The organism is Curtobacterium sp. RM9 (assembly GCF_054956955.1).
Genome location: NZ_CM143271.1, coordinates 235,084 through 260,322, shown reverse-complemented (window position 1 = coordinate 260,322; position 25,239 = coordinate 235,084). Strand labels below are relative to the sequence as shown.

Below are 25,239 nucleotides of genomic sequence, written 5' to 3'. Positions count from 1 at the left end.
CGGCAGGGCAGGCGCTCCGAACGTACTGTGGGCGCCCGGAGCGTCCGGATCGGGCGTGGCAACACGGCGATCTCGTCGAACAGAAAGGGTCACATCATGACCAGCAACGCAGCCAGCAGCCGCATCGGGTACGGCTCGACCTGGGTCCAGAAGGGTGCTTTCGTCTTCGGGGCCGTCTTCCTCATCGTCGGCATCGCCGGCTTCATCCCCGGCCTGACGATGGACATGGGCACGATGTCGATGGCCGGACACGGCTCGATGGCCCTGCTCCTCGGCGCCTTCCAGGTGTCCGTCCTGCACAACATCGTGCACCTGCTCTTCGGCATCGTCGGGCTGCTCCTCGCCCGCACCGCCGGTGGTGCTCGTTCGTACCTGCTGTACGGCGGCATCATCTACTTCGTCCTGTTCATCTACGGCCTGTTCACCGCAGGCAAGGCCGACCCGGCGAACTTCGTGCCGCTGAACAGCGCCGACAACGTGCTGCACCTCATCCTCGCGGTCGCGATGGTCGTCCTCGGCCTCGTCCTCCCGCGGATCGGCACCGCCCGCCGCGCCTGACACGCGCGTCCGGCGGCAGGGGTGTTCCTGCCGCCGCACAACCAGAACCGGCCCGCACCACGGAATCACGTGGTGCGGGCCGGTTCTCGTTGTGCGGCGCGCGGCGCGGGCCGCGCCGCGCGGTGAGCGCAGCGGGCTGTGCGGCGCCGGTCGGCGTCAGACGACGGCGGCGCCGTGCACGAGGTCACGCACCTGTGCGGCGGCGCCGAGGGCGACCGCGTCCGACCCCAGCGTGGACTGCGCGAGGCGGATCGGGGCGCCGCTGACCGGCGGCTCGGCGGCGATCGCCGCGGCGGCCGCGGGCTCGAGCAGGTCCCACGAGCGGGCGATCCCACCGCCGACCACGACCGTGGTCACGTCGAGGATCCCGGCCGTGAGGAGCGCCGCGCGCGCCAACCCCCAGCCCGCGGTCGCGAAGACGGCCTGCGCGTCGGTGTCCCCCGCACGTGCGGCCCCGGCCACGTCCTGCACCGACAGGCGCCGCCCGGACCGCTCGGTGTAGCGGTCGGCGATGCCCCGTGCCCCCGCGATGGTCTCGAGGTGCCCGACCTGGCCGCAGGTGCACGGCGCATCGCCGAATCCCGGCACGTGGCCGATCTCGCCGGCCGCTCCCCGCGGTCCGGCGAACAGCGCGCCGCCCAGGACGAGCGCGCCGCCGACCCCGGTGCCGAGGGTCATCCCGAGCACGTCGGTCTCCCCCGCGACCGCACCCGTGGCGACCTCGCCGAGGAGGAACGCGTTGACGTCGTTGTCGAGCGTCGCGGGCACGTCGAGGGCTTCCTGCACCGCCCGGGTCACGCCGTAACCAGCCCAGCCGGTGAACGAGTTGCCCGTCACGAGCACCGTCCCGCTCGCGGCGTCGACCACGCCGGCGGCGCCCACTCCGACACCCGTCAAGGAGGCGCGGTGCCGGTCGAGCAGTCCGGTCACGGCCCCGAGCGCGGCCGTCACGATCGCCGCTCCGCCCGCATGCGCCGGCGTCGGGAGGTCGACGCGGTCGAGGACCTCGAGGGCGGGGGTCGCGAGCAGGACCTTCGTGTTCGTCCCGCCGACGTCGACGCCGGCCACCACCTCGGTCACGCGGTCGCTCCCGTCAGGGTGGCGAGCCGGTCCGCACGCCGCTGCCGTTGCAGCACCGGGTCCGGCACGGGCACCGCCGCGAGCAGCCGGCGCGTGTAGTCGGTCGTCGGGTGCACGAGCGTCGCCGCCGTGCTGCCCTGCTCCTCGACGACACCCTGCCGCATCACGACGACTCGCTCGGCGAACTGCTGCACGACGGCGAGGTCGTGCGACACGAACAGGCACGCGAAGCCGAACTCGTCCTGCAGCTCGCGGAGGACGTCGAGCACGGTCTCCTGCACGCTGACGTCGAGCGCGCTCGTGGGTTCGTCGGCGACGAGGAGCCGCGGGGAGAGCACGAGTGCGCGGGCGAGCGAGACGCGTTGCCGCTGCCCGCCGGAGAGCTCCCGGGGTGCGCGCGACGCCAGGGACCGCGGCAGCCGGACGGCGTCGAGCACCTCGTCGACGCGCTTCCGTCGATCGGCACCGGACGTGCCACGGCGGTGCACGGCGAGGGGCTCGGCGATGCACTCCGCGACGGACATCCGGGCGTCGAGCGAGGCCACCGGGTCCTGCAGCACGACGCCGATGCCGGCCCGCAGCGAGCGGCGGTCACGGCGACGGGTGCGGGCGAGGTCGCTGCCGAACAGGTGGACGCTGCCCGAGGTCGGGGTGACGAGGCCGAGGGCGACCCGGGCGGCGGTCGACTTGCCGGAGCCGGACTCGCCGACGAGGCCGACGGTCTCGCCGGCGTGCACGGTCACGTCGACGCCGCGGAGGGCGTGCACCGCGCGCGCCCCGCGCCCGAAGGTCACCGAGACGTCCCGCAGGTCGACCACCGGGGCCGCACCGTGCCTCCCGTCCGGAGCATCGGACGCGGCCGGAGCACCCGACACCGCCGTCGCGCCCGGAGGGACCGGTGCACCGGACCCGACCGGCGCAGCGTGCTCGACGGTTGCCACTGACCCGACCGGCGCGACCGCGAGCCGCGGCACCGCCGCGAGCAGCCGCTTCGTGTACTCGTGCTGCGGCCGGAGGAGCACGTCCTCGACCCCGCCCGTCTCGACGATCTGGCCCTGCAGCATGACCGCGACCCGGTCGGCGAAGTCCGCGACGACGCCCATGTTGTGCGTCACGAGCAGGACCCCCGTACCGGTGTCCGCCGCGAGGCGACGCAGGAGCTCGAGGATCTCGGCCTGCACGGTGACGTCGAGCGCCGTCGTCGGCTCGTCGGCGATGAGGAGCCGCGGCTCGTTCGCGATCGCCATCGCGATGACCACGCGCTGCCGCTGGCCGCCGGAGAGCTGGAACGGGAACGCCTTCGCGCGGGACTCCGGCGACGGGATGCCGACGCGGTCGAGCAACTCGACGGCCGCCGCAGCTGCCGAAGCGGCGGAGACCTGCCGGTGGTTGCGGATGACCTCGGCGATCTGCGCGCCGACCCGGGTGAGCGGGTCGAGGGCGGTCGCGGGCTCCTGGAAGACCATCGAGACGGTCGAGCCGCGCAGCGAGCGGAGCGCGGGTTCGGCGGCGCCGACGACCTCGTGCCCGTCGACCACGGCGCTGCCCGAGACGGTCGCGTTGCCGGAGAGCAGACCCATCGCGGCGAGCGCGACGGTGGACTTGCCCGAACCGGACTCGCCGACGAGCGCCAGGGTCTCCCCCGGTTCGACGTGCAGCGAGACCCCGCGGACGGCGTCGACGGTGCCGGACTCGGTCGCGAACGCGATGCCGAGGTCGGTGGTGGTCAGGATGGACATCTAGCGTCCCCTCACGTCGAAGGCGTCCCGGAGTCCGTCGCCCACCGCGTTGAACGCGCAGACGACGAGGATGACGGCGAGCCCCGGTGGCACGATCAACCACCAGCGGCCCGAGTAGGCGGCGGTGAGCCCCGCCGACAGCATGCCACCCCAGTCCGTCGCAGGCGCCTGCACCCCGAGGCCGAGGTAGGACACGTAGGCGACGAGCAGGATCGCGTCGGCGACCTGGAACGTGGCGGCGACGACGATCGTGGACACCGAGTTCGGCAGCAGGTGCTTCCCGATGGCCCGGGCGTGCGAGCCGCCGATCGCGCGGAGCGTGAGCACGTAGTCGCGGTTCTTCAGCGTGAGGGTCTCGGCGCGGATGAGCCGGGAGGGCACGAGCCACGACACGAGTCCGAGGATCACGATGAGTCCGGCCACACCCGGCGTCGTGATGGCGGAGATCACGAGCAGGATGAAGAGGGCCGGGATCGCGATGCCGGCGTCGACCACGCGCATCATCACGGCGTCGACCCAGCCGCCCGCGTACCCGGCGATCGAGCCCCAGAGCGTACCGACCACGGTGGCCAGGACCCCGGCGGCGATGCCCACGAGCAGCGAGACCTTGCCGCCGTACATCAGGCGGCCGAGGACGTCGTGTCCGACGGCGTCGGTGCCGAGCAGGTGGGTGCCGCTCGGGCCCTGGTTCGCCTGCTCGAGGAGGGTGTGCGTCTGGTCGGTCGGGTACAGGAACGGGCCGACGAAGCAGAACAGGACGACGGCGACGATCACCACGAGGCCGATCACCGCGAGGGTGTTGCGGCGGAAGCGGCGGACGGCGAGGCGCCAGCCGGTCGCGGCGACGGTCACGGGGGCGCCGGGGGCTTCCGGCGCGATCTGGACGGCGGTCATGCGCGGCTCGCCTTCACTCTCGGATCGATCAGGGACTGCGCGACGTCGGCGAGCAGCGTGCCCACCACCGTCGCGATGGAGATGACGAGCACGCAGCCGAGCAGCGTCGGGTAGTCGGACGACTGCGCCGCGTTCCAGAACAGCAGGCCCATGCCCGGGTAGTTGAACAGCTGCTCGGTGACGAGTGCGCCGCCGAACAGCACCGGCAGGTAGTACCCGAGCATCGCGACCACCGGGGTGAGCGAGTTCCGGAACACGTGCCGCCGCAGGATCGTCACGGTCGAGGCACCGCCGGCGCGGGCCGTGCGGACGTAGTCCTCCTGCAGGTTCTCGAGCGTCGACGCCCGCATGTACCGGCTGAACACGGCGATCATCGCGAGCGCCCCGGTCACGACGGGGAGGACGAGCCCGGCAGGGTCCTGGAAGACCTCGGCCAGGGTGCTCCCGCTCGGTGCCTGCGACGGCAGCCACGGGAGCTGCTGGCTGAACACGATGATGAGGACGAGCCCGAGGACGAACGCGGGCGTCGAGTAGAACACGAACGCCAGGGCGGTCGCCGCGTAGTCGACCGCACCGTTGCGGCGCACCGCCTGCCACATGCCGACCGGGATCGCGACGAGGAGTCCGAGCACGGCGGACATGCCGGTCAGGACGAGGGTCTTCGGCAGGCGCTCGACGATGAGCTGCCCGACCGGTTCGTTGAGCGTGTACGAGGTGCCGAGGTCACCCGTCAGCAGCCGTCCGAGGAACCGGACGTACTGCAGGGGCAGCGGCTGGTCGAGGCCCTGCGCCTGGTTGAAGGCGGCGATCTGCGCGGGGGTGGCGGAGACGCCGAGGACGCCGCGGGCGGGTCCGCCCGGCAGTGCGTGGAGGAGGCAGAACACGACGATCGTGACGATCAGGATCACCGCGAGCGCCTGCAGGACGCGTCGGAGGAGGTACAGAGCTGTGGTCATGCGGCTTCCGTCGTTCGGATGCTTGCTGTGTGTCCCGGGAGGCGCGGTGCGCGTCGGACGCGCACCGCGCCTCCAGAGCTGGTCACCTCGCTACTTCGACCACTTCCACTGGGCCGGGTGGAAGTTGGCGAGCGAGTCCTGGTCGAACCCGGTGAGGCCCTTCTTGACGACCGAGATCTGGTAGTCCGGGCTCGGCAGCCAGATGACGGGCAGGTCCTTCGCGACCGCGGCGCTGTAGTCCTGCACCTTGGTCGGGTCGGTCGAGGTGGTGGTCGCGTCGATCAGGGAGTCGACCTCCTTGTTCGAGTACGAGCCGAAGTTCGCCGAGCCTGCGGTGGAGAACAGGGACTCGCCGGTCGGGTAGGCCGGGAAGTACCAGCTGCCCGCGGTGCCGAAGAACGACAGGTCCCAGGTGCAGGACGCCTCGTCGCTCGTGCACGTCGGGGTCTGCGACAGCACGCTCGAGACGGGCGCGGTCTTGATGGTGAAGTCGATGCCGGTCTTCGCGAGCGAGGACTGGATCGCGCTCATCATGTTGTCCGTCACGGTCGAGCCGGACTGCGACAGCACCTGCATGGCGAACTTCGTGCCCGCCGCGACCCCCTCGCCGCACTGGCTGTCCGAGGTACCCGGGTCGGTGCAGACCATCGTGCCGCCCTGCTCCTGCCAGCCGTGGCTGGTCAGGAGCGCCTTGGCCTTCGACGTGCTGAACGGGTACGGGTTGTCCTTCTGCACGTCGGAGACGTAGTCGGACGCCTGCGCCTGCGGCACCGGGCCGTAGGTCGGGGTGGCGGTGCCGTTGAAGACGACCTTCGACAGCGAGGTCTGGTCGATCGACATCTGCACGGCCTGGCGCGCGTAGAGCTGCTTGAAGACCGCACCCATGGTCGGGTTGTTGAAGTTGTACGGCATGTAGGTGATCGCCCAGCCGGTCCACGGCTCGACCTCGTAGCCCTTGCCGGTGAACGAGTCCTTCTGGTCCATGTCCGTGGCGTTGATGTAGCCGTAGTCGACCTCGCCCGAGCGGACCGCGTTGACCTCGGCGTCGGCCGTGGTGAAGGGCAGCAGGTTGACGGTCGTGATCTGCGCCTCCTCGCCACCGTCGTACTTCTCGTTGGCCTTGAGGGTGACCTTGCCGGCGGTCGTGAAGGCCTGCACACCGTACGGGCCGGAGATGGTCTTCCACAGGTCGTCGGTCGCGTAGTCGGCGATCTTGCCCGCGGCGGTGTTGAGGTACTTCCAGACCTGCTTCGCACCGGCGGTGGTCTCGTCGGCGTCGCTCACCTTCGCCGAGGCGCTCGTCTTGTCCCAGGCGTGCTGCGGCAGCGGGATGATGTGGCTCAGCTGGTTCGCGAGCATCCAGTCCGGGTTGTACGACTTGTCGAACGTGATCGTGAAGTGGGTGTCGTCGACGGTCTTGAACGACGTCCAGTTGTCCGGCGCCTTGCCCTCGGAGTACGAGCCCCACTGGTCCTTGTTCGCCTTGATGAGGTTGAACCAGAACGCGACGTCACGGCTCGTGATCGGCTTGCCGTCCGACCAGTGGCGGTCACCGAGGGTGACCGTGACGCTCGTGCCGTCCTTCGCGAAGTCCGCCGCCGTCGCCACGGAACCCGCCTTGTTCCAGGCGATCTTGCCGGTCGAGCCGTCGTAGGCGACGAGCGGCTCCCAGAGCGACTGCGCGATCGAGCCGTTGTTCGTGTTGAGGTGTGCCGCCGTGCCGATCGGGAGGATCCAGTTCGGCGTGAAGTTGGCGGGGAGCGCGTAGTCGATCTCGTCGGTCGATCCGGGCGAGGCGTTGCCGCCCCCGGAGCAGCCGGCGAGCAGCGCGCTCACGGCGATCGCGGCTCCGGTGAGGAGCGCCCAGCGACGGGGCTTGGACATGCGGTGTCTCCTTGTGCGTGGGACGTCGGGGAGGTGGTGCACGGGTGCCTGGTGGCACGGACACAGTCAAGGACCAAGGGCATTGGAAAAACAAACATGTCTGTGTAAATAGTGTGTTTCTGCCGTTCGGTCGAAAGTCGATCGGCTGGCGGAGGCCCGTAGGCTCGGGCGTACCGACCCCGTCGTGGGGACTTCTGCTCGGATTGGAGAAAGTCGTGCCGGACATCAGCGCCCGGGTCCTCGAGCTCGTCGCGACCGGTCAGGCGTCGAGCCGGACCGAGATCGCCGCGCTGCTCGGGGCCGCGCCGTCGACGGTGTCGCACGTCGTCGGACAGCTCCTCCGGCACGGCCTGCTCGCCGAGGAGGGCACGGACGTCTCGACGGGAGGTCGCCCCCGGAAGGTGCTCCGGATCGGCGGCGTCGACGAGTACGCGGTCGCCGCGGACGTCGGCGGCGGCCATGCGCGCATCGGCGTGGTCCTGCCCGGAGGCGCGCTCGAGTCCGTCGCGAACGTCCCGTTCGCGCTCGCCGACGGTCCCACCGCCGGCCTCGCCCGCCTCGCCGGCCTGCTCGAGCGCCTCGCCGACGATCGGGGGCGCGAGGGGCTGCGCGGCGTCGGTCTGAGCCTGCCCGGGCCGGTCGACGTCGAGGCCGGTGTGGTCGACCTGCCGAGCCGGATGCCCGGCTGGAACGGATTCCCCGTCGCGTCGTGGCTGAGCGAGCGGTTCGGGCTGCCCGCGATCGTCGACAACGACGCGAACTGCATGGCCGCCGGCGAGCAGACCGTGCAGGACCCTCGGCGTCGGCAGACCATCACGATCAAGGCCGGGTCGGCGATCGGTGCCGGCATCGTCATCGACGGCCGGCTCTACCGCGGCTCGACCGGAGCCGCCGGGGACATCACGCACGTCCGGATCGACGCGGCCGGTGACACCCCGTGCTCGTGCGGGAACACCGGGTGCCTGGAGACCGTGGCGTCTGGTGCCGCCCTCGTGCGGATCCTGTCGTCCGCCGGGGTCGACGTCACCTCGACCGCCGACGTCGTCCGGCTCGCCTCCGACGCCCACCCGGAGACGACCCGCGCCGTCCGGCTGGCCGGCCGGTACCTCGGCGAGGTGCTCGCCGCCAACGTGAACTTCTTCAACCCGGACGCGGTCTACCTCGGCGGGATCCTCTCCACGCTCGACCCGTTCATCGCCGCCGTGCGGAGCCAGCTGTACGAGAGCTGCCACCCCCTCATGACGCAGCACCTCGCCATCGAGCCGGTGTCCCTCGGGGCCGACGCCGGGCTCGTCGGAGCGGGCCAGTTCGCCCTGCAACGGGGGCTCGCCGCGTCGCTCGAGGAGCTCTCCGCACCGATCCCGCAGTCCACCACCAGGAACAGGAGCGTCCGTGTCTGACACCCCCACCCGTCGTCCCGTCGTCGCGATCGCCGGGCTCGCCATCGAGACCTCGACCTTCACGCCGACCCGGACGCTCGCGCCCGCGTTCCACCCGGACCGCGGGGACGAGGTCGTGGCGCGGTACCCGTTCCTGGCGTCGTACGCCCACGCCGCCGAGTTCCGGGGCGCGTTGATCGGGCACGCGCTGCCCGGCGGCATGGTCGCCCGTGACGCCTACGAGGAGCTCGCCGACGAGATCGTCGCGCGGCTGACCGAGATCGGCCCGGTCGACGGCCTCTGGTACGACATCCACGGCGCCATGGTGGTCGAGGGGCTCGACGACGCCGAGACCGACCTGCTCGGCCGTATCCGCGCAGTGATCGGCCCCGAGGTGGTCGTTTCGGCGTCGATGGACCTGCACGGCAACGTCACCCGCGAGCTCGCGCACCAGGTCGACCTCGTCACCTGCTACCGGATGGCCCCGCACGAGGACGCCCTCGACACGAAGGAACGCGCCGTCCGAAACCTGGTCGACGTGCTCACGACCCGGCCCGTCGGGCAGCAGCGTCCGGTCAAGGCGTGGGTGCCGATCCCGGTGCTCCTGCCCGGCGAGCAGACCTCCACGCGCATCGAGCCCGCCGCGTCGATCTACGCGCAGGTCCCGCTCGTCGAGCAGCAGGACGGCGTCCTCGACGCCGCGATCTGGGTCGGGTACGCCTGGGCCGACCAGCCGCGTGACCGGGCCGTGACGGTCGTCACCGGCTGGGACCGCGAGGCCGTCGCGGCCGGGGCCGAACGGCTCGCCCGCGCGTTCTGGGACGCCCGCGAGGACTTCGCCTTCGTCGCCCCGACCGGCTCCTTCGACGAGTGCCTCGCCGCCGCGCTCGCACCCGGTGCCGCACGCCCGTACTTCGTCTCCGACTCCGGCGACAACCCGACCGCCGGCGGCTCCGGCGACATGACCTGGGGGCTCACGCAGCTGCTCGCCCACCCGGCGTTCACCTCGCCCGACGGGCCGACCGTGATCTACGCGAGCGTCCCCGGACCGGCCGCCGTCGCCACCGCCGTCGCCGCCGGGGTCGGGGCGACCGTCACCGTGACCGCCGGTGCCGCGGTCGACGACGTCCACGCCGGACCGATCACGATGACCGGACGTGTGCACGCGGTCAAGCACGGCGACCGGGACGCCCGGACCGAGGTGGTCCTGCAGGTCGGCAGCGTGTTCGCGATCCTGACGGAGCTCCGCAAGCCGTACCACCACGAACACGACTTCACCGACCTCGACCTCGCACCGCGCGAGGCGGACGTCGTCGTCGTGAAGATCGGCTACCTCGAGCCGGAGCTGTTCGACATGGCCGCCGACTGGATGCTCGCCCTCACCCCCGGCGGTGTCGACCAGGACCTGCTGCGGCTCGGGCACCACCGGATCGAGCGGCCGATGTTCCCCTACGATCGGGAGTTCGCGACGCCGCCGGACCTGTCCGCGCGCATCGTGCCGCCGTCGAACGAACCCCTCGGAGCCGCCTGATGACCGTCGCCCTCGAGATCGCCGTCACCTCCCCCGCCGGAGCGGTCACGGCCCGTGACGGCGGGGCGGACCGGGTCGAGCTCTGCGTCGGCCTCGAGCTCGGCGGGCTCACCCCGTCCCAGGCGCTCGTCGAGACCACGCACGAGACCGGCATCCCGGCGCACGCCCTCGTCCGCTGCCGGCCCGGCGGCTTCGTGCACGACCGCGACGAGGTCGAGCTCATGGAGCGGGAGGTCCGCACGGTGCTGCGCTCCGGGGCTGCCGGTGTCGTGGTCGGAGCCCTGCGCCCGGACCGCACCCTCGACGTGGACGCCCTCCGTCGCTTCGTGGACGCCGCACGAGCCGTGAGCGCCGTCGCCGAGGTCACCCTGCACCGCGCGGTGGACCACGCCGCCGATCCCGTCGCGGCGGTGGCGCTCCTCGCCGACCTCGGGTTCACCCGGGTCCTGTCCTCCGGCGGCGCGCCCACCGCGGCGGCCGGCACGGCGACGATCGCCCGGATGGTCGAGGCCGCCGGGCCCGTGCAGGTGATGGCGGGCGCGGGCGTCACCCCCGCCGACGTCCCGACACTCGTCGGGGCCGGGGTCGCCGCCGTGCACCTGTCGGCCAAGCGGTCGTCCGGATCGGGGCACGCGGGCGTCCCGATGGGCGCCGGGGACCGCGGCGACGCGCACTTCGTGACGGACGGCTCGGTCGTCGCGGCGGCCCGGGCAGCGCTGGGCGGCTGACCGCACGCCCCCGCCCCCGTCACACGGGAATGGCGCGCGCACCGCCCTGCTTGACGCCCGCATGACCTCGTCGGAGCGCCGTGGGTGGCTCAGCGTCCTGTCCGTCGCACTGGGATCGTTCGTCCTCGTGCTGTCCGAGTTCCTGCCGATCGGACTCCTCCCCGCGATCGCCGACGACCTCGACGTCGGGATCGGCACCGCCGGCCTGATGGTCGTCGCGACCGGTCTGGTCGGCGCCGTCGCCGCCCCCGTCGTGACGGTCGCGACCTCCCGGCTCGACCGTCGGGTGGTCCTCGTCGCGCTGACCGTCCTGCTCGTGGTGGCGGACGGTCTGGCCGCGATCGCGCCGGACTTCTGGGTGCTCCTCGTCGCGCGGATGCTGCTCGGCGTCGGCATCGGCGGCTTCTGGGCGATCGGCGCGGGCATCGCCGGTCGGCTCGTCCGTCCCGAGGTCGTGATCCGGGCGACGTCGCTGATCACCGCCGGGGTCTCGGTCGCGACGGTCGTCAGCCTGCCGCTCGGCGCCCTGGTGTCGTCCCTCGCGACCTGGCGGCTGGCCTTCGTGATCGGCGGGGCGCTCGGGCTCGTCGCGCTCGGGCTACAGCTCGCCATGCTCCCGCGGATCCCGGCGCAGCAACGCGTCCGGTTCGGCACCCTCGGTTCGCTGCTCCGGGTGCCGCGAGCGCGGGTCGGCCTGATCGCCGCGGCGTTCCTCTTCTCGGCACAGTTCGCCGCGTACACCTACATCGCGCCGTACCTGCAGGAGCTCGTGCACGTCGGCGCCGACACGGTGACCCTCGCGCTCCTGGTGTTCGGCGTCGCGGGCATCGTCGGGAACTTCGTCGCGGGCGTCACCCTCGGCCGCAGCGTCCTCGGCACGATCGGCGTCGCGAAGGTCGTCCTCGCCGTGTCGGTCGTCCTGCTGCCGTTCCTCGCCCAGTCCGTCGTCGGGGTGTTCGTGCTGCTCGTGGTCTGGGGCTTCGTCTGGGGAGCACTGCCCCTCGGCATGCAGACGTGGATGTCGACCGCCTCGCCGGCCGGCTCGGAGACCGGCCTCGCGCTGTTCGTCACGACGATCCAGCTCGCGATCGCGGCCGGGTCCGTGCTGGGCGGCGTCGCGGTCTCGTCGTTCGGCCTCGCCGCGGACTTCTGGTTCGCCGGAGCGGTCGCGGTGATCGGCGCGGTGGTGCTCGTGTCGCTCGGGGTGCGGCGGTCGAGCGCGGCTCCGGCCGCGCCGGCCGCGGAACCCACCGCGACCGGCTCGGTCGCGGTCGCCTGCCCCTAGCGGTCCCCGAGACGGGAGGCGCGTGACGGGCCCGCCACGCGCCTCCCGTCCGCACCGGGGTCGGCGTACTGTCCGGGACATGCCCGTTCTCACCGACACGTTCACCCTGTCCAACGGTCTGCACATCCCGAAGATCGGCTTCGGCACGTGGCAGATCCCCTCCGGCGGCGAGGCCTACGACGCCACGAAGGCCGCCCTCGACGCCGGGTACCGGCACATCGACACCGCGCTCGCGTACGGCAACGAGGCCAGTGTCGGCAAGGCGATCCGCGACAGCGGCATCCCGCGCGAGGAGGTCTTCGTCACCACGAAGCTCCCCGCCGAGGTGAAGACCGCCGACGGCGCCCGCAGCGCGTTCGAGGAGTCGTCCCGCAACCTCGACCTCGGTCACGTCGACCTGTACCTGATCCACGCACCGTGGCCGTGGAGCGACATGGGCTCTGACCACCGGGACGGCAACGTCGAGGTGTGGAAGGTGTTCGAGGAGCTCTACGACGCTGGTCGCACCAAGAGCATCGGCGTCTCGAACTTCGACGTCGCCGACCTCGAGGACCTGCTCGGCCGCACCGACGTCGTCCCGCACGCCAACCAGATCCGCTGGTTCATCGGGAACACGCAGGACGAGACCACCGCGTTCGACCGTGAGCACGACATCCTCACCGAGGGGTACTCGCCGCTGGCGACCGGCGGGCTGCTGGAGAACAGCACCATCCGCGAGATCGCCGACAAGTACGACAAGTCCGTCGCGCAGGTCGCGATCCGGTACCTGCTCGAGCAGGACGTCCTGCCGCTGCCGAAGTCGACGACGCCGTCGCGCATCGCCGAGAACGCGGACGTCGACTTCGTGCTGTCCGCCGAGGACGTCGCGACGCTCGACGGGCTGCGCGACACCGCGAGCTGACGCGGGACGAGACCGACGGGCGGCGCGGTGCCGGCGGGTACCGCGCCTCCCGCTGGGACGCCCACGACCAGCAGATGCATCGGCGCGCGGCGCTGTGACGGACGAACGCCCCCGCGGTCAGCAGGGGCGTTCGTCCGTCGTGCCGGGTTCCGCCGGTCAGGGAACGCGGTACCCCTTCCCGACGGTGCACGCGTAGTTCACCGGGCTCTGGACGATCCACGCCTTCGTCGCGGAGGAGTCCAGCCACAGGATCTTGCCGGCCGCGACGCAGGTCACCGTGCCCCCGCTGACGCCCCGGTACTCCTGGGCGATGAACCGCTTGACGCCCGTGGTGTTCTCGATGCCGGCGAACTGCTTGCCCGCCGGGAAGCTCGCCATGTGACCGGCGTAGACGGGCAGCTTCGTCCCCTTCAGCGGCCCGTTCGTCGTGTAGTAGACGGAGGCGTTGCCGGTCGGCTTCCCCTGGTTGATGCTCGGATCGTTGATCTCTGCGTGCGCCGCCGAAGCGGTCCCCGCGATCATCCCGATGGACATGAGGGCGGCTGCCGCCCCGATGACGTGCTTGCGCATGAGTTCCCCTGACTCTTCGTCTGTGACACCGACGTCGGTGTTGCTCGATGGTTCCGCCCTCGTCGCATCGTGCGCAAGCAGTCTGAGCGGAACAACAGACTCGTCGAGACGGGCGAGACGGGAGGCCGCGGTCCCGGATGGCGCTGCGTCCCCGCGGTCAGTTCTCCGCGGTGTCGTACTCGAGGAGGCCCTGGTCTTCGAGCTGTTGCAGGCGGGCGGCGAACCGGTCCGCGGTCTCGTCACCACGGACGGCGACACCCGTGATGGCCCCCCAGGACTCGACGGCGCCCTCGAACTCGTGGATGAGGTCGTGCGCGACACGGCGCGCGTCCTCGTCGCGAGGACGGAGCCGGAACACCCACGACTGTCCCCGGTCGAGACGCCCGCCGTACTCCAGCCGGCCGGTCGCCGGGTCCTCGACGGTGGCTATGACGTCGCCGAGGTGCACGTCCTTCGCGAACAATGGGACACAACTCACGACGGTGCGGCCGTCGTCGAGGACGATGATCGTCAGGTCTTCGTGGCGGATCGGGTCCCACGACGGGTCGAGGTCGACGCGGACGACCCGGTCGACTCCGAGGACGGGGCGGTCGTGCGTGACGACGATCGGTTCGGACATCCCTCTGGACACTGCCACAAGAACGGGGCGTCGCGTCGGCGACGCAGGTGCGGAGGCCAGTCCTGGCTCCGGGCGCGGGGCTGGTCAGGCCGTCGCCGGGCGCCACATCGAGATCGGCGCGGCGGACCGGAATCCCGTGAGCGGTGCGCCGTCACCGAAGCCGTGCCGCCGGTAGAGCCGGCGGTTCTGCGGGGTCGAGGACTCGAGGTAGGCGTGCTCGCCGCGCCCGTCGACCCGCGCGAGTGCGTGTCCGAGGAGCAGCCCACCGACACCCTGCCCGCGGGCTCCCGCGGAGACCCCGATCTCCGCGAGGTACCAGTGCGGCGCGTCCGGTCGCGCGCGGTCCATCCGGCGCAGGTGTCGGAGTGCCCGGAGCCCACCGGGGAGTCCGAGCACGCCGAGCAGCGCGGGCACCTGGGCGAGGAATGCCCGCGCAGCGCCGGCGTGCGGGCGCGGTGCCTCCCAGAACGCGGCGCCGACGATCCGACCGTCGTCGACCGCGACGTCGAGGGCGCGCGCGTGCTCGGGCACGGCACGGACGAGCGCGGTGAACAGGGCGGCGAGGACGCTGACGCGGTCCTCTCCCGGGCGGGGCGGACGGATCTCGTCGAGGACCGGGTCGGCCGCGAACGCCTCGGCGAGCACGGCTGCGGCTGCGGGGACCTCGGGCGCGGACGCGGGACGGACGGTGATCGACATCGGGACTCCTCGACATTCGGCCAACTGGCCAGATCAGCTTCCCGCGCGGTCCTGACGATCCAGTTCGCGTTCGCTGCGAGGGAGCAGCCCGGTGCCGTCAGCCTCGGACCCGACCGCAACGCTCGAGCGAGCGTCCTGCACACTGATCTGATGGCGAGCATCCGGCGGGCACGTGTCGACGACGCCTCGGCGATCGGGCAGTTCCAGACGCTGGCGTGGGAGCAGACGTATCGAGGAATCGTCCCTGACGCCTTCCTGGACTCCCGGACGGTCGGTTCAGCGGCGGACCGGTGGGCCGAGCGCATCGGCACTGGCGCTCGACTCGTGCTCGTTGCGGAGTCGCTCGAGGGACAGATCATCGGCGTCGCGAGCACGAGCCGCAGCTCGGACGACCCGGGCAACCTGCCGGACCTCGAGCTCGCTACTCTGTACGTCGATCGAGAGGCCCACGGAACCGGGCTTGCCTCACGCCTCCTCGGCGCTGCGCTCAACGAGGCTGATGCGCATCTCCTCGTCTTCTCGTGCAACGAGCGGGCCCAGCGCTTCTACGCCAGACACGGCTTCGATCGTCGAGGAGATCGGCAGGTCGATCCGGGGACCGGGCTGTACGAAGAGCGCTGGGTCCGGCAGATGGGGACCCGATCACCCGTCGCGCTCGACGATCGGCGAACGGACGGGCGCCGTTGAGGCTGCGTGTCGAGAGCGGAACGCTGCGGGCGACTCACCAGTACGCGTCTTGAACGCGGCGCTGAAGGCGCTCTCGGAGCCGTAGCCGAGCTTGACGGCCAGCGAGCCGACACGGGTGTCGCTCGAGCGGAGTTCCCGCTGGGCCAGCAGCATCCGCCAGGCGATCAGGTACGACAAGGGAGGTGTCCCGGCAGCGTCGCGGAACCGCTTCGCGAACGTGCTGCGCGACATCGACGATGCGCTGGCCAGGTCCTCCAGGCTCCACCGCTTCGCAGGCCCCTCGTGGATCAGGGCCAGGGCTGGGCGGAGCTGTTCGTCGGCGAGGACCTTGAGCCAGCCTGCCGGTGTGTCGGCGGAGGTGGCGAAGCCGCGGACGACGTCCAGCACGAGCAGCTGGCCGTACTGTCGCATGGCGAACTCCGCGCCCATCTCCCCTGCGGTGATCTCGCTGAAGAGCCGTTGCACGTGTCCCCGGACCTGCGGGCCGACGACGCTGTCCGGACCGATGTGCATCAGGGGTGGCAGGACCCGCAGCAGGAGTTCCCTCCCGGTGGAGTTCAGCTCGATCCGGCCGCCGATGACGATGTCGACGTCAGCCGCGGCGACGTCGGCGTCCGAGATCGCCGCTCCGGTGGAAGGAGGCTCGACGATGACCGGGTCTGCCGTGCCCTCCCCGCCGTCGAGGGTCAACCACGACCGCCCGTTCAGCACGGCGACGTCGCCTGCGCCGAGGGGGATCGGCGTCGCCACGCCCTCGGTGGTGAGGACTGCCCGCCCTCGCACCACGGCGATGAACTTGAGATCGTCATCGATCTCGCTGTGGGTTCGCCAGCGTCCGCGCAGGGCAGTACCACCGGACACGACGCCCTGCACCTCGATGAGATCGAGCACCTCGGACAACCGGTCGACGGGCACCCGTGGACTCTACGACATGAGAACGCGACTCCTCAGCATTCCCAGTCCCACGCGAGCCCGCCACGCTGGTGGAACGGTTCCGGCGCTCCGGAGCACGTCATCGCCCCCGCCGCGTCGCGGCATGGAAGGACCTCACCATGACAGTTCCCCTGATCGCCCTCGTCACCGGCGGCAACAAGGGCATCGGCCGCGAGATCGCCGCGCAGCTCGCAGACCTCGGCCACATCGTCGTCATCGGCGCACGAAGCCTGGAGCGGGGGGAGGAGACAGCGGCAGAGCTCCGAGCCGCGGGTGGGGCCGTGACAGCTGTCGCGCTCGACGTCACGGACGCCGCGTCGGTTGCAGCAGCAGCAGATCGGGTCGCCTCGGAGCACGGTCGGATCGATGCGCTGATCAACAACGCCGGCATCAGCCACCAGCCGGGAGCCGACTTCGCCGGTCAGCTGCCCCGGTCGGCCGACGTCGACCACGTCCGCGCCGTCTTCGAGACGAACGTCTTCGGCGTCATCACCGTGACCAGCGCGTTCCTGCCCTTGCTCCGGCGCTCGGCATCGCCCCGGATCGTCAACGTCTCCAGCAGCGCCGGATCGCTGGCGGCCATCTCGGACTTCGGCAACACCGACCCGATCGCCCTCGGGTACGTGCCGTCGAAGACCGCGCTCACGGCGGTCACGATGATGTACGCCCGCGACCTCGCGTCCGAGAACATCCTCGTCAACGCTGTCTGCCCGGGCTTCGTCGCCACCGATCTCAACGGCCACCGCGGACTGCTCACCCCGGCGGAGGGTGCCCGTTCCTCCGTGGCCATGGCGACCATCGCCGCTGACGGGCCGACGGGCACGTTCACCGACGTCGACGGACCCGTGGCCTGGTGACGTCACGAGGGGTGTGACCAGACCGGAGGTAGGAGTCGGCAGTCATCTCGGACGCCGTTCGAAGCGACTGGCTGCGGCCGCGCGCGGGCCACTGGGCGACCGCACCACGCGCCGTGGGGGTGCCCCCACACACGCTGGAGGCGCGGTGCCAGCCGGCACCGCGCCTCCAGTCCGAGACCGCGTCAGCGGACGGGCGTCAGCCCTTCACCGGGATGGACTGCGCCTTGAGTGCCGCGATCGTCTTGGACTGCCCGCTCTGCAGCGCCTCCTCGAGCGTCCCCTGGCCGGAGGCAGCCTGGCCGAAGCCGTCCGACACGTCCGCATAGGTCTGCGTCATCGTCGGACCCCAGGTGAACGGCTGGATGTCCTTCGCCGCGGACGCGAACTCCTCGTAGATCTTCTGGTTGCCGTAGAAGGGCAGGCCCTCGGTCAGCGCCGGCAGGTCGGCACCGGTCGACGATGCCGGGTAGAGGTTCGCCTCCTTGTTGAGGGCGGCGAGGGCGTCCTTCGAGGTGTTCAGCCACACGAGGAACTTCGACGCCTCGGCCGGGTGCTTGCTCCCCGCGAAGACGACGTTCGACGATCCGCCCCAGGCGGCCGACTTGCTCTCACCGGACTTCCACTGCGGCATCGGGGCGACGGCCCACTTGCCCGAGGTGGACGGCGCACCGCTCGAGATGGTGTTCGCACCCCAGACGGCCGAGACCCAGGTCCAGTCCTGGCCCTTGTCGTACGCGGCGTTCCACTGGTCGGTGAAGCTCGGGACGGTGTTCACGAGCTTCTTGTCGATCAGGTCCTGCCAGTAGTCGGCGACCTTCTTCGACGCACTGTCGGTCAGGTCCACCTTCCACGAGTCGCCAGAGTTCGAGAACCACTGGCCGCCGGCCTGCGAGACGAGCCCGGCGAACTGGTTCACGTCGCCCTTGGCGAAGTTCGTGATGTTGCCGCCCTGGGCCTTGATCTTCTCGGCGGCCTGGGCGTACTCCTCCCAGGTCTTCGGCACGGGGATTCCGGCCGTCTCGAACAGGTCCTTGCGGTAGTACAGCGCCATCGGGCCGGAGTCCTGCGGCACCGCGTAGACGGACTTCGACTCGCCGAAGGTCACCTGGTTCCAGACACCGTCGGAGAAGTCCTGCTTCGCGTCCGCGATGCCGGCGCAGGCACCGATGTCCTCGAGGCCGCCCTGCACGCGGAACGCCGGCAGGGTGTCGTACTCGACCTGGCCGATGTCCGGCGCCTGCTTCGCCTTCAGCTGGTTGAAGAAGTTCTGGTAGGTGCCGCTGTTGCCGTTCGCGACGATGGAGACCTTGACCTGGATGTCGGGGTTCTCCTTGTTCCAGATGTCGACGACCTTGTCCATGTTGGGCACCCAGGTGGTGAAGTCGAGCGTCACCTTGCCGCTCGACGGCTTGCAGCTCGCGGCGGAGCCGGAGCCACCGCTGCCGGAGTCGCTGCCACCGGCGCTGCAGGCGGACAGGGCGACGGTCGCCGCGACGGCGATCGCGGCTGCACTGAGGAACTTCGTTGTCTTCATGCTGTTTCCGTTCGGATGTGAGGGAGGAGGAGGTGCTGGTCTGGGGCTACTTCAGGCCGCCGGCACCGAGGCCGGACCGCCAGAAGCGCTGCAGGGAGAGGAAGGCGACGAGCAGCGGGATGATCGAGACGAACGACCCGATGAGCACGAGGGTGCGCAGGTCCGGGTACTGGTTCACGCTCGAGTTCCACGTGTAGAGGCCGAGGGTGACGGGGAAGAGCGTCGAGTCGCGGAGCATCACGAGCGGCAGGAAGAAGTTGTTCCACACGGCGACGAACTGGAACAGGAAGATCGTCACGAGCGCCGGGGACATCAGCCGGACGGCCACGGTGAAGAACGTCCGCACCTCGCCGGAGCCGTCGATGCGGGCGGCCTCGATGATCTCGTCCGGCACGCTCGACGCCGCGAAGAGCCGCGACAGGTACACGCCGAACGGGCTGACGATGCTCGGCAGGAACACCGACCAGAAGGTGTCCGTCATGTCGACCTGGCTGAAGATGAGGAACAGCGGCAGGGCGAGCGCGGTCGCCGGCACGAGCACGCCGCCGAGGAACACGTTGAACAGCGCCTCGCGACCGCGGAACCGGTACTTCGCCAGTGCGTACCCGCACATCGCGGAGAGCACGGTGCCGAGGAGTCCGGCGACGCCCGCGTAGGCGATGCTGTTCAGCAGCCAGCGCAGGTAGATGCCGTCCTGGCGGGTGAACAGCTCGACGAGGTTGCCGAAGAAGTCCTGCACGCTCGTCGCGCTGAACCACAGCGAGAACGTCGTGTTGAAGTTCGACGCCGTCTTGGTGGACGAGACGAGCAGCCAGAAGATCGGCAGCAGGAAGTAGATCGTGAAGACGCCCATCACGATCATCGCGGCGCTGCGCGAGATCACGCTCTCGCGGGGACCGCGCGCTCCGCGCTGGTGCGGACGGGAGGCGCGGTTCGGCTCGAGCGGTCGGCCCGCGTCGGCGACGAGGTCGCGTCGGGAGGGTGCGTTGACGGTCACTGGGCGGCCTTCCGCTGGGTCAATCGGAGGAACCCGATCGACAGGACGAACGTGGCGAGGGCGAGCACGACCGAGAAGGCCGCCGCGAGGTTGAAGTTCGGCACAGACGAGGTCGAGTAGACGAGCATGTTCGGCGTGAAGGTCGACGTGATCGTCGAGGTGAACTGGCGGAACACGGTCGGCTCGGTGAGGAGCTGCAGGGTGCCGATGACAGAGAACACCGCGGTGAGGATGATCGCCGGCACCACCATCGGGATCTTGATCGACAGCGCGATCCGCAGCTGCGAGGCCCCGTCGAGCTTCGCCGCCTCGTAGATCTCGGTCGGGATCGCGAGGAGCGACGAGTAGATGATGAGCATGTTGTAGCCGACGTAGACCCAGGTCACGACGTTGGCGACGGCCCAGAGCACCGTGCTCGCCGAGAGCAGGTCGACGCTCGACGTCAGGAACGAGAACGGCGACAGGTCGGGGGCGTAGAGGTAGCCCCACATGATCGCGGCGATGACGCCCGGCACCGCGTACGGCGCGAAGAACGCCAGGCGGAAGAAGCGCTTGCCGCGCAGCAGCGGGGAGTCGAGCAGGAGCGCGAAGACGAGCGCGAGCCCGAGCATCACCGGGACCTGCACGATGCCGAACAGCAGCACGCGGAGCACCGAGCCCCAGAACTCGCCGTCCTGGAACACGAGTGCGTACTGGCTCAGGCCGCCGAACACCTGCGTGGGGGCGCCGAACGTGCCCTGTCGCTCGATCTTCTGCAGCGACTCCCACACGGCGTAGAGGATCGGCGCGAGGTAGAACGCGGCGAACAGCACCGCGAACGGGAGCACGAAGAACGCGATCGCGCGCCGGTAGCGGGTGCCGCCGGTGCGACGCCGGGGCGTGGTCGGCCGGGTCGCGCGGCGCGACTGGGCGGTGGTGGTCATGGGCGGGCTCCGTCGATGCGGTCGGTGCGGATGATCTGGGTGCCGCCGGCGCCGAGGACGGTGACGCCGTCGACGGGTCGGTCGGCGACGAGCTCGTGGCCCGCCACGGTGTGCGTGACCTCGTGGTCGGTGTGGTTGAGCAGGAAGACCCACTCGTGCTGCTCGTCGCGGCGCCGGACGACCTCGAGGCCCGGCGCGGCGGCGGGGTCGGGACGGACCCCGGCCTCGTCGAGGACCCGGCTGAGCAGGTCGCGGCGCGCGGCGTCCTCGAGGACGGTCGACACGTACCAGGCGCTGCCGGTGCCGTGCGCGTTCCGGGTGACGGCGGGTTCGCCCGCGAGCGGACCCTCGGCGTAGGTCGTGACCGGTTCGGCACCGTGCAGCTCGACCGGCTCGGACCAGGTGTGCGCCCGGCTGCCGTCGGACAGTGCGAGGGTCTGGCCGGCCGCGAGCGGACGGAACTCGTCGACGCGCACGCCGAGGAGGTCGCGGAAGGCACCGGGGTAGCCGCCGGTGCGGACCCGGTCGGTCTCGTCGACGATGCCGCTGAAGAACGTGACGACCGCGTGGCCGCCGCGCGCGACGTGCTCGGCGACGACCGCCGCGTGCTCGTCACGGACCAGGTAGAGCTCGGGGACGACGACGACCGCGTACCCGTCGAGCGGGGCGCCGGGGGCGACGACGTCGACCGTCACGCCGAGGTCCCACAGCGCGGCGTGGAAGGCGTGGACCTGTTCCAGGTAGCGGAGCGTGGAGGTGGGGTGCGCCTCCAGGTCGGCGGCCCACTGGACCTCCCAGCTGAAGACGAGCGCGACGTCGGCGACGACGCGGGACCCGCGGAGCTCGCCGAGACGCTCGACGACCGCGCCCAGCTCGACGACCTCGCGCCAGGTGCGGGAGTCGGTGCCGGCGTGCGGCAGCAGCGCGGAGTGGAACTTCTCGCTGCCCTGCACGGACGCGCGCCACTGGAAGAAGCACACGCCGTCGGCACCACGGGCGATGTGCGTCGCGGTGTCGCGGAGCATCTGCCCCGGGTCCTTCGTCACGTTGTGCGGCTGCCAGTTCACGGCACCGGTCGAGTGCTCCATGAGCAGCCACGGGGCGCCCTTCGCCAGGCCGCGGGTGGTGTCGGCGGCGAAGGCGAGCTCGGTGTGCGGGCGGGGCAGGCGGTGGTCGAGGTAGTGGTCGTTCGCGATGACGTCCATGTCGTCGGCCCACGACCAGTAGTCGAGCGCCGTGATGTGCGCGGCGACCATGAAGTTCGTCGTGACGGGCTTGTCGCTCAGCTCGCGGAGGACGGCGGCCTCGGCGCGGTGGTGGCCGAGGAGCTCGTCGGACGAGAACCGGTCGAAGTCGATCGTCTGTGCCGGGTTCGTGAACGAGAGCGTGGCGCGGGGCGGAAGGACCTGCTCGAAGTCGCTGTACCGCTGGCTCCAGAACGAGGTGCCCCACGCGACGTTGAGCGCCTCGACGGTGCCGTACCGGGCACGGAGCCAGCCCCGGAAGGCATCGGCCGAGACGTCGCAGAAGCAGTGCGCGTTGTGGCAGCCGAGCTCGTTCGAGACGTGCCAGAGCTTGACCGCGGGGTGGTCGCCGTAGCGCTCGGCGGTGGCGCGGACGAGGGCGAGGGCATGCTCGCGGTAGACCGGGGAGCTCGGGCAGAACGCCTGGCGGCCGCCGGGCCAGCGGGTGGTGCCGTCGGCGACGACCGGCAGGACCTCGGGGTGCGCGGTGGTCAGCCACGGCGGGGTGGACGCCGTGCCGGTGCCGAGGTCGACACCGATGCCCGCGCCGTGCAGCAGCTCGATGACGCGGTCGAGGGCGGTGAAGTCGTACTCGCCCCGGCGCGGCTCGACGTGTGACCAGCCGAAGACGTTGATCGCGACGAGGTTCACGCCGGCCTCGCGCATGAGCCGGACGTCCTCGACCCAGACCTCGGGGTCCCACTGCTCGGGGTTGTAGTCGCACCCGAACGCGAGCCCGGTGGAGCCGAGCCCGAGCGCCGTCGTGGCGGGTGCCGGGAGGGTGGTGGTCACGGTGGTCCTCGCTGGTCGGGGTGGCCGGAGCCGTCCCGGTCGCGTGCACGACCCCTTCGACGGCGAAGGTCACCCAGGTTCTGGGAGCGCTCCCAGTTGCGACCGAGGTGTCGGCCGTTCGAGTTCTGGGAGCGCTCCCAGAGCAAACACGAGATCGCGCTCAGTGTCAAACGCGAGGGCCGCTCGCCCGGGGGCGGGGGCTACTTCACGGGCTGAGCGACACCTCACGGCCGCTCGAGCCCGTGGGGTGTCGCTGGGCGCGTGAGGTCGCCACGAACGAGCAGCCGGCAGCGCCGCGAGCACGGGACGGGGCACCCCGGGCGACCCGCGTCGTCCGGCTAGGGTTGCGGCATGACCGACGTCCGAGCCGCGCGTGCCCGTGCGACGATCCAGGACGTCGCGGACGCCGCCGGCCTCTCGCGCGGCACCGTCTCCCGGGTGCTCAACGACGAACCGTACGTGTCGTCCTCGGCCCGCGAGGCCGTGCAGGACGCCGTCCGCCGCGTGGGCTACGTGCGCAGCGCCGCCGCCCGGAGCCTCGTCACCCGCCGCTCGGGCGCCGTCGCGCTCATCGTGCACGAGCCCAGCGTGCAGGTCCTCGACGACCCCAACATCGGCAACATCCTCATCGGCACGAACGCCGTGCTGTCCGAGGCGGACCAGCAGCTCGTGACGATCATGGTCGACTCCGCGCGGGACAACGAGCGGGTGGTCGAGTACCTGCGCGGCGGGTTCGTGGACGGCGCGATCGTGCTGTCCGCCCGCGACGGGGACCCGGTGACCCGGGCGATCGAGGAGATCGGGCTGCCCGCGTGCTTCGTCGGACACCCGTCGGACGCCGCGAACACGTCGTGGATCGGCATCGACAACCGCGCCGCCGCCGAGAGCATCACGCGCCGGCTCGTCGCGACCGGTCGGCGACGGATCGGCATGCTCGCGTCCGGGCTCGACCGCGACTCGGGGCAGGACCGCCTCGAGGGGTTCACCGCGGCGCTCGGCGACCGCTTCGACCCCGACCTCGTCGCCCCGAACCCCCTGTTCAGCTACACGGCCGGCGTCGAGGGCATGCGCGAGCTGCTCGACCGGGCGCCGGACGTCGACGGGGTGTTCGCCGCCTCGGACGCGGTGGCGGCGGGGGCGATGGACGTGCTGCACCGAGCGGGCCGGTCGGTGCCGCGGGACGTCGGCGTCGTGGGGTTCGACGACAGCGCGTGGGCGCTACGCTGCGACCCGCCGCTGTCGACCGTCCGGCAGCCGGCGCGCACACTCGGCGAGCACGCGGCACAGCAGGTGCTGGCGCAGATCGCGGGCACCGACGAGGGCCCGCGCGGGCTCGTGCTGCCGACCGAGGTGGTCTGGCGCGGCAGCGCCTGATCCGCGCCGCCACGCCCCCACCGCGCGCAGCAACGCCTGATCCGCGCGACCGGACCCCCGCCGCATCACGGCGCCCGTCCCCGCCGCGCCGGCCCGTCAGCGCCAGGTCCGCGCCACGACCCACCCGTCGCCGTCCGGCACGATGTCCACCACGACGGCCTCGTCGTCCGCGCTCACCTGGAAGCGCCACCCCACGGTCCGCTCCGGCGCATGCGTCATCGCCGTCGGCAGGAACTCCGCCGTCGCCGTGAGCCGGGTCGGGGAGTCGCTCACCCGCCACCGCCGCTCGCGCCACACCATCCGGTCCGGCACACCACGCTCCCACCACACCGTGGCGACCTCGTGCGTCAACATCATCCCGACCTCCCGTTCGAACGTGTGTTCGAATGGTACGTGACCGGGCGGACATCGTCACGCGGCGGACACCGGACGACGCACGGACCGGACATCGAGCCTCCGGTGGCACGATGAGCCGGGCGTGGAACGAAAACGACGCCCCGCCGGTTGCACCCCCTGGTACCGCAGCCAGCGGCACAGATCCCTTGGAGGGAACATGACGACCACCACCGAGACCGCGATCCTCGCCGGCGGCTGCTTCTGGGGCGCCCAGCAGCTCCTCCGCCGCCGTCCGGGCGTGATCAGCACGCGCGTCGGGTACTCCGGCGGCGACACCCCGAACGCGACCTACCGCAACCACGGCGACCACGCCGAGTCGGTCGAGATCGTGTTCGACCCGTCGCAGATCTCCTACCGCGAGCTGCTCGAGTTCTTCTTCCAGATCCACGACCCGTCGACGAAGGACCGGCAGGGCAACGACATCGGTCGCAGCTACCGCTCGGCGGTCTTCTTCACGACCGACGAGCAGCGACAGGTCGCGCTCGACACGATCGCGGACGTCGACGCCTCGGGCATCTGGCCGGGCAAGGTCGTCACCGAGGTCACCGCGGCCGGCCCGTTCTGGGAGGCCGAGGACGAGCACCAGGACTACCTCGAGAAGCACCCGCACGGCTACACCTGCCACTTCGTGCGGCCGGGGTGGCGACTGCCGGAGCGCGCGGCGGAGGCGACCGTCTGA

At 71.3% G+C, this 25,239-nt stretch carries 24 protein-coding genes; 10 read left to right on the top strand and 14 right to left on the bottom strand.

Going from position 1 to position 25,239, the window contains the following annotated elements; translation table 11 throughout:
* The first annotated feature begins 96 nt into the window (after positions 1–96).
* Positions 97–558 (top strand): DUF4383 domain-containing protein, encoded by a 462-nt coding sequence (locus ACY3FI_RS01230; RefSeq protein ID WP_462548906.1) that lies wholly within the window; start codon positions 97–99, stop codon positions 556–558.
* A 156-nt stretch (positions 559–714) separates the two neighbouring features.
* Here the strand turns inward: ACY3FI_RS01230 and ACY3FI_RS01225 are convergent, their stop codons facing one another.
* The 5 genes from ACY3FI_RS01225 to ACY3FI_RS01205 all read right to left on the bottom strand — a co-directional run bounded on the left by ACY3FI_RS01225 (position 715) and on the right by ACY3FI_RS01205 (position 7,111).
* Positions 715–1,638 (bottom strand): ROK family protein, encoded by a 924-nt coding sequence (locus tag ACY3FI_RS01225; protein WP_462548905.1) that lies wholly within the window; start codon positions 1,636–1,638, stop codon positions 715–717.
* Complete coding sequence (locus ACY3FI_RS01220; RefSeq protein WP_462548904.1) at positions 1,635–3,377, bottom strand: dipeptide ABC transporter ATP-binding protein; 1,743 nt, start codon at positions 3,375–3,377, stop codon at positions 1,635–1,637. Before ACY3FI_RS01220 ends, ACY3FI_RS01225 begins: the two co-directional genes overlap by 4 nt.
* Positions 3,378–4,271, bottom strand: a complete 894-nt coding sequence (locus tag ACY3FI_RS01215) for an ABC transporter permease (RefSeq protein WP_462548903.1) — start codon at positions 4,269–4,271, stop codon at positions 3,378–3,380.
* A complete protein-coding gene (locus ACY3FI_RS01210) occupies positions 4,268–5,227 on the bottom strand; it encodes an ABC transporter permease (protein ID WP_462548902.1) in 960 nt (319 codons plus the stop codon). The genes ACY3FI_RS01215 and ACY3FI_RS01210 overlap by 4 nt, the downstream gene beginning before the upstream one ends.
* A 90-nt stretch (positions 5,228–5,317) precedes the next feature.
* On the bottom strand, positions 5,318–7,111 hold the full coding sequence (locus ACY3FI_RS01205) for a peptide ABC transporter substrate-binding protein (protein WP_462548901.1): 1,794 nt from the start codon (positions 7,109–7,111) through the stop codon (positions 5,318–5,320).
* Between the two features lie 215 nt (positions 7,112–7,326).
* Here ACY3FI_RS01205 and ACY3FI_RS01200 point away from each other — a divergent pair, with 215 nt between their 5' ends.
* From ACY3FI_RS01200 to ACY3FI_RS01180, 5 genes are all read left to right on the top strand, one after another.
* Positions 7,327–8,511 carry an ROK family protein gene (locus tag ACY3FI_RS01200; RefSeq protein WP_462548900.1) on the top strand — a complete coding sequence of 395 codons (1,185 nt, stop codon included), beginning with the start codon at positions 7,327–7,329 and terminating at the stop codon, positions 8,509–8,511.
* Positions 8,504–10,021 carry a M81 family metallopeptidase gene (locus ACY3FI_RS01195; protein WP_462548899.1) on the top strand — a complete coding sequence of 506 codons (1,518 nt, stop codon included), beginning with the start codon at positions 8,504–8,506 and terminating at the stop codon, positions 10,019–10,021. The genes ACY3FI_RS01200 and ACY3FI_RS01195 overlap by 8 nt, the downstream gene beginning before the upstream one ends.
* Positions 10,021–10,749 carry a copper homeostasis protein CutC gene (locus ACY3FI_RS01190; RefSeq protein ID WP_462548898.1) on the top strand — a complete coding sequence of 243 codons (729 nt, stop codon included), beginning with the start codon at positions 10,021–10,023 and terminating at the stop codon, positions 10,747–10,749. Before ACY3FI_RS01195 ends, ACY3FI_RS01190 begins: the two co-directional genes overlap by 1 nt.
* A 61-nt stretch (positions 10,750–10,810) precedes the next feature.
* Positions 10,811–12,034 (top strand): MFS transporter, encoded by a 1,224-nt coding sequence (locus ACY3FI_RS01185; protein WP_462548897.1) that lies wholly within the window; start codon positions 10,811–10,813, stop codon positions 12,032–12,034.
* A 79-nt stretch (positions 12,035–12,113) separates the two neighbouring features.
* Positions 12,114–12,935, top strand: coding sequence for an aldo/keto reductase (locus ACY3FI_RS01180; RefSeq protein ID WP_462548896.1), 822 nt, complete (start codon positions 12,114–12,116; stop codon positions 12,933–12,935).
* Positions 12,936–13,091: 156 nt separating this feature from the next.
* Here ACY3FI_RS01180 and ACY3FI_RS01175 read toward each other — a convergent pair whose 3' ends face one another.
* The 3 genes from ACY3FI_RS01175 to ACY3FI_RS01165 form a co-directional block, all read right to left on the bottom strand.
* Positions 13,092–13,505, bottom strand: coding sequence for a hypothetical protein (locus ACY3FI_RS01175; RefSeq protein ID WP_462548894.1), 414 nt, complete (start codon positions 13,503–13,505; stop codon positions 13,092–13,094).
* Positions 13,506–13,662: 157 nt separating this feature from the next.
* Entirely contained in the window at positions 13,663–14,124 is a 462-nt protein-coding gene (locus ACY3FI_RS01170; protein ID WP_462548893.1) for a DUF4265 domain-containing protein, read from the bottom strand.
* Between the two features lie 84 nt (positions 14,125–14,208).
* A complete protein-coding gene (locus tag ACY3FI_RS01165; protein ID WP_462548892.1) occupies positions 14,209–14,823 on the bottom strand; it encodes a GNAT family N-acetyltransferase in 615 nt (204 codons plus the stop codon).
* A 150-nt stretch (positions 14,824–14,973) separates the two neighbouring features.
* On the opposite strand from ACY3FI_RS01165, the gene ACY3FI_RS01160 reads away from it, so the two are divergent.
* Complete coding sequence (locus ACY3FI_RS01160; RefSeq protein ID WP_462548891.1) at positions 14,974–15,510, top strand: GNAT family N-acetyltransferase; 537 nt, start codon at positions 14,974–14,976, stop codon at positions 15,508–15,510.
* Here ACY3FI_RS01160 and ACY3FI_RS01155 read toward each other — a convergent pair.
* Positions 15,466–16,425, bottom strand: coding sequence for an AraC family transcriptional regulator (locus ACY3FI_RS01155; protein ID WP_462548889.1), 960 nt, complete (start codon positions 16,423–16,425; stop codon positions 15,466–15,468). The two genes, ACY3FI_RS01160 and ACY3FI_RS01155, sit on opposite strands and share 45 nt — an antisense overlap.
* 137 nt (positions 16,426–16,562) lie before the next feature.
* On the opposite strand from ACY3FI_RS01155, the gene ACY3FI_RS01150 reads away from it, so the two are divergent.
* Positions 16,563–17,300: an SDR family NAD(P)-dependent oxidoreductase gene (locus ACY3FI_RS01150; protein WP_462548888.1), complete on the top strand. Its 738-nt coding sequence runs from the start codon at positions 16,563–16,565 to the stop codon at positions 17,298–17,300.
* Between the two features lie 196 nt (positions 17,301–17,496).
* Here ACY3FI_RS01150 and ACY3FI_RS01145 read toward each other — a convergent pair whose 3' ends face one another.
* The 4 genes from ACY3FI_RS01145 to ACY3FI_RS01130 are packed head-to-tail and all read right to left on the bottom strand — an operon-like array spanning position 17,497 to position 22,790.
* Positions 17,497–18,834, bottom strand: a complete 1,338-nt coding sequence (locus ACY3FI_RS01145; protein WP_462548887.1) for an ABC transporter substrate-binding protein — start codon at positions 18,832–18,834, stop codon at positions 17,497–17,499.
* A gap of 46 nt (positions 18,835–18,880) precedes the next feature.
* Positions 18,881–19,831, bottom strand: a complete 951-nt coding sequence (locus ACY3FI_RS01140) for a carbohydrate ABC transporter permease (protein WP_462548886.1) — start codon at positions 19,829–19,831, stop codon at positions 18,881–18,883.
* On the bottom strand, positions 19,828–20,754 hold the full coding sequence (locus tag ACY3FI_RS01135; protein WP_462548885.1) for a carbohydrate ABC transporter permease: 927 nt from the start codon (positions 20,752–20,754) through the stop codon (positions 19,828–19,830). The genes ACY3FI_RS01140 and ACY3FI_RS01135 overlap by 4 nt, the downstream gene beginning before the upstream one ends.
* Complete coding sequence (locus ACY3FI_RS01130) at positions 20,751–22,790, bottom strand: beta-galactosidase (RefSeq protein ID WP_462548884.1); 2,040 nt, start codon at positions 22,788–22,790, stop codon at positions 20,751–20,753. Before ACY3FI_RS01130 ends, ACY3FI_RS01135 begins: the two co-directional genes overlap by 4 nt.
* A 351-nt stretch (positions 22,791–23,141) precedes the next feature.
* On the opposite strand from ACY3FI_RS01130, the gene ACY3FI_RS01125 reads away from it, so the two are divergent.
* A complete protein-coding gene (locus ACY3FI_RS01125) occupies positions 23,142–24,164 on the top strand; it encodes a LacI family DNA-binding transcriptional regulator (protein WP_462548883.1) in 1,023 nt (340 codons plus the stop codon).
* Positions 24,165–24,260: 96 nt separating this feature from the next.
* Here the strand turns inward: ACY3FI_RS01125 and ACY3FI_RS01120 are convergent, their stop codons facing one another.
* On the bottom strand, positions 24,261–24,521 hold the full coding sequence (locus ACY3FI_RS01120) for a hypothetical protein (protein ID WP_462548882.1): 261 nt from the start codon (positions 24,519–24,521) through the stop codon (positions 24,261–24,263).
* A gap of 196 nt (positions 24,522–24,717) precedes the next feature.
* Here ACY3FI_RS01120 and msrA point away from each other — a divergent pair, with 196 nt between their 5' ends.
* A complete protein-coding gene (gene msrA, locus ACY3FI_RS01115) occupies positions 24,718–25,239 on the top strand; it encodes a peptide-methionine (S)-S-oxide reductase MsrA (protein WP_462548880.1) in 522 nt (173 codons plus the stop codon).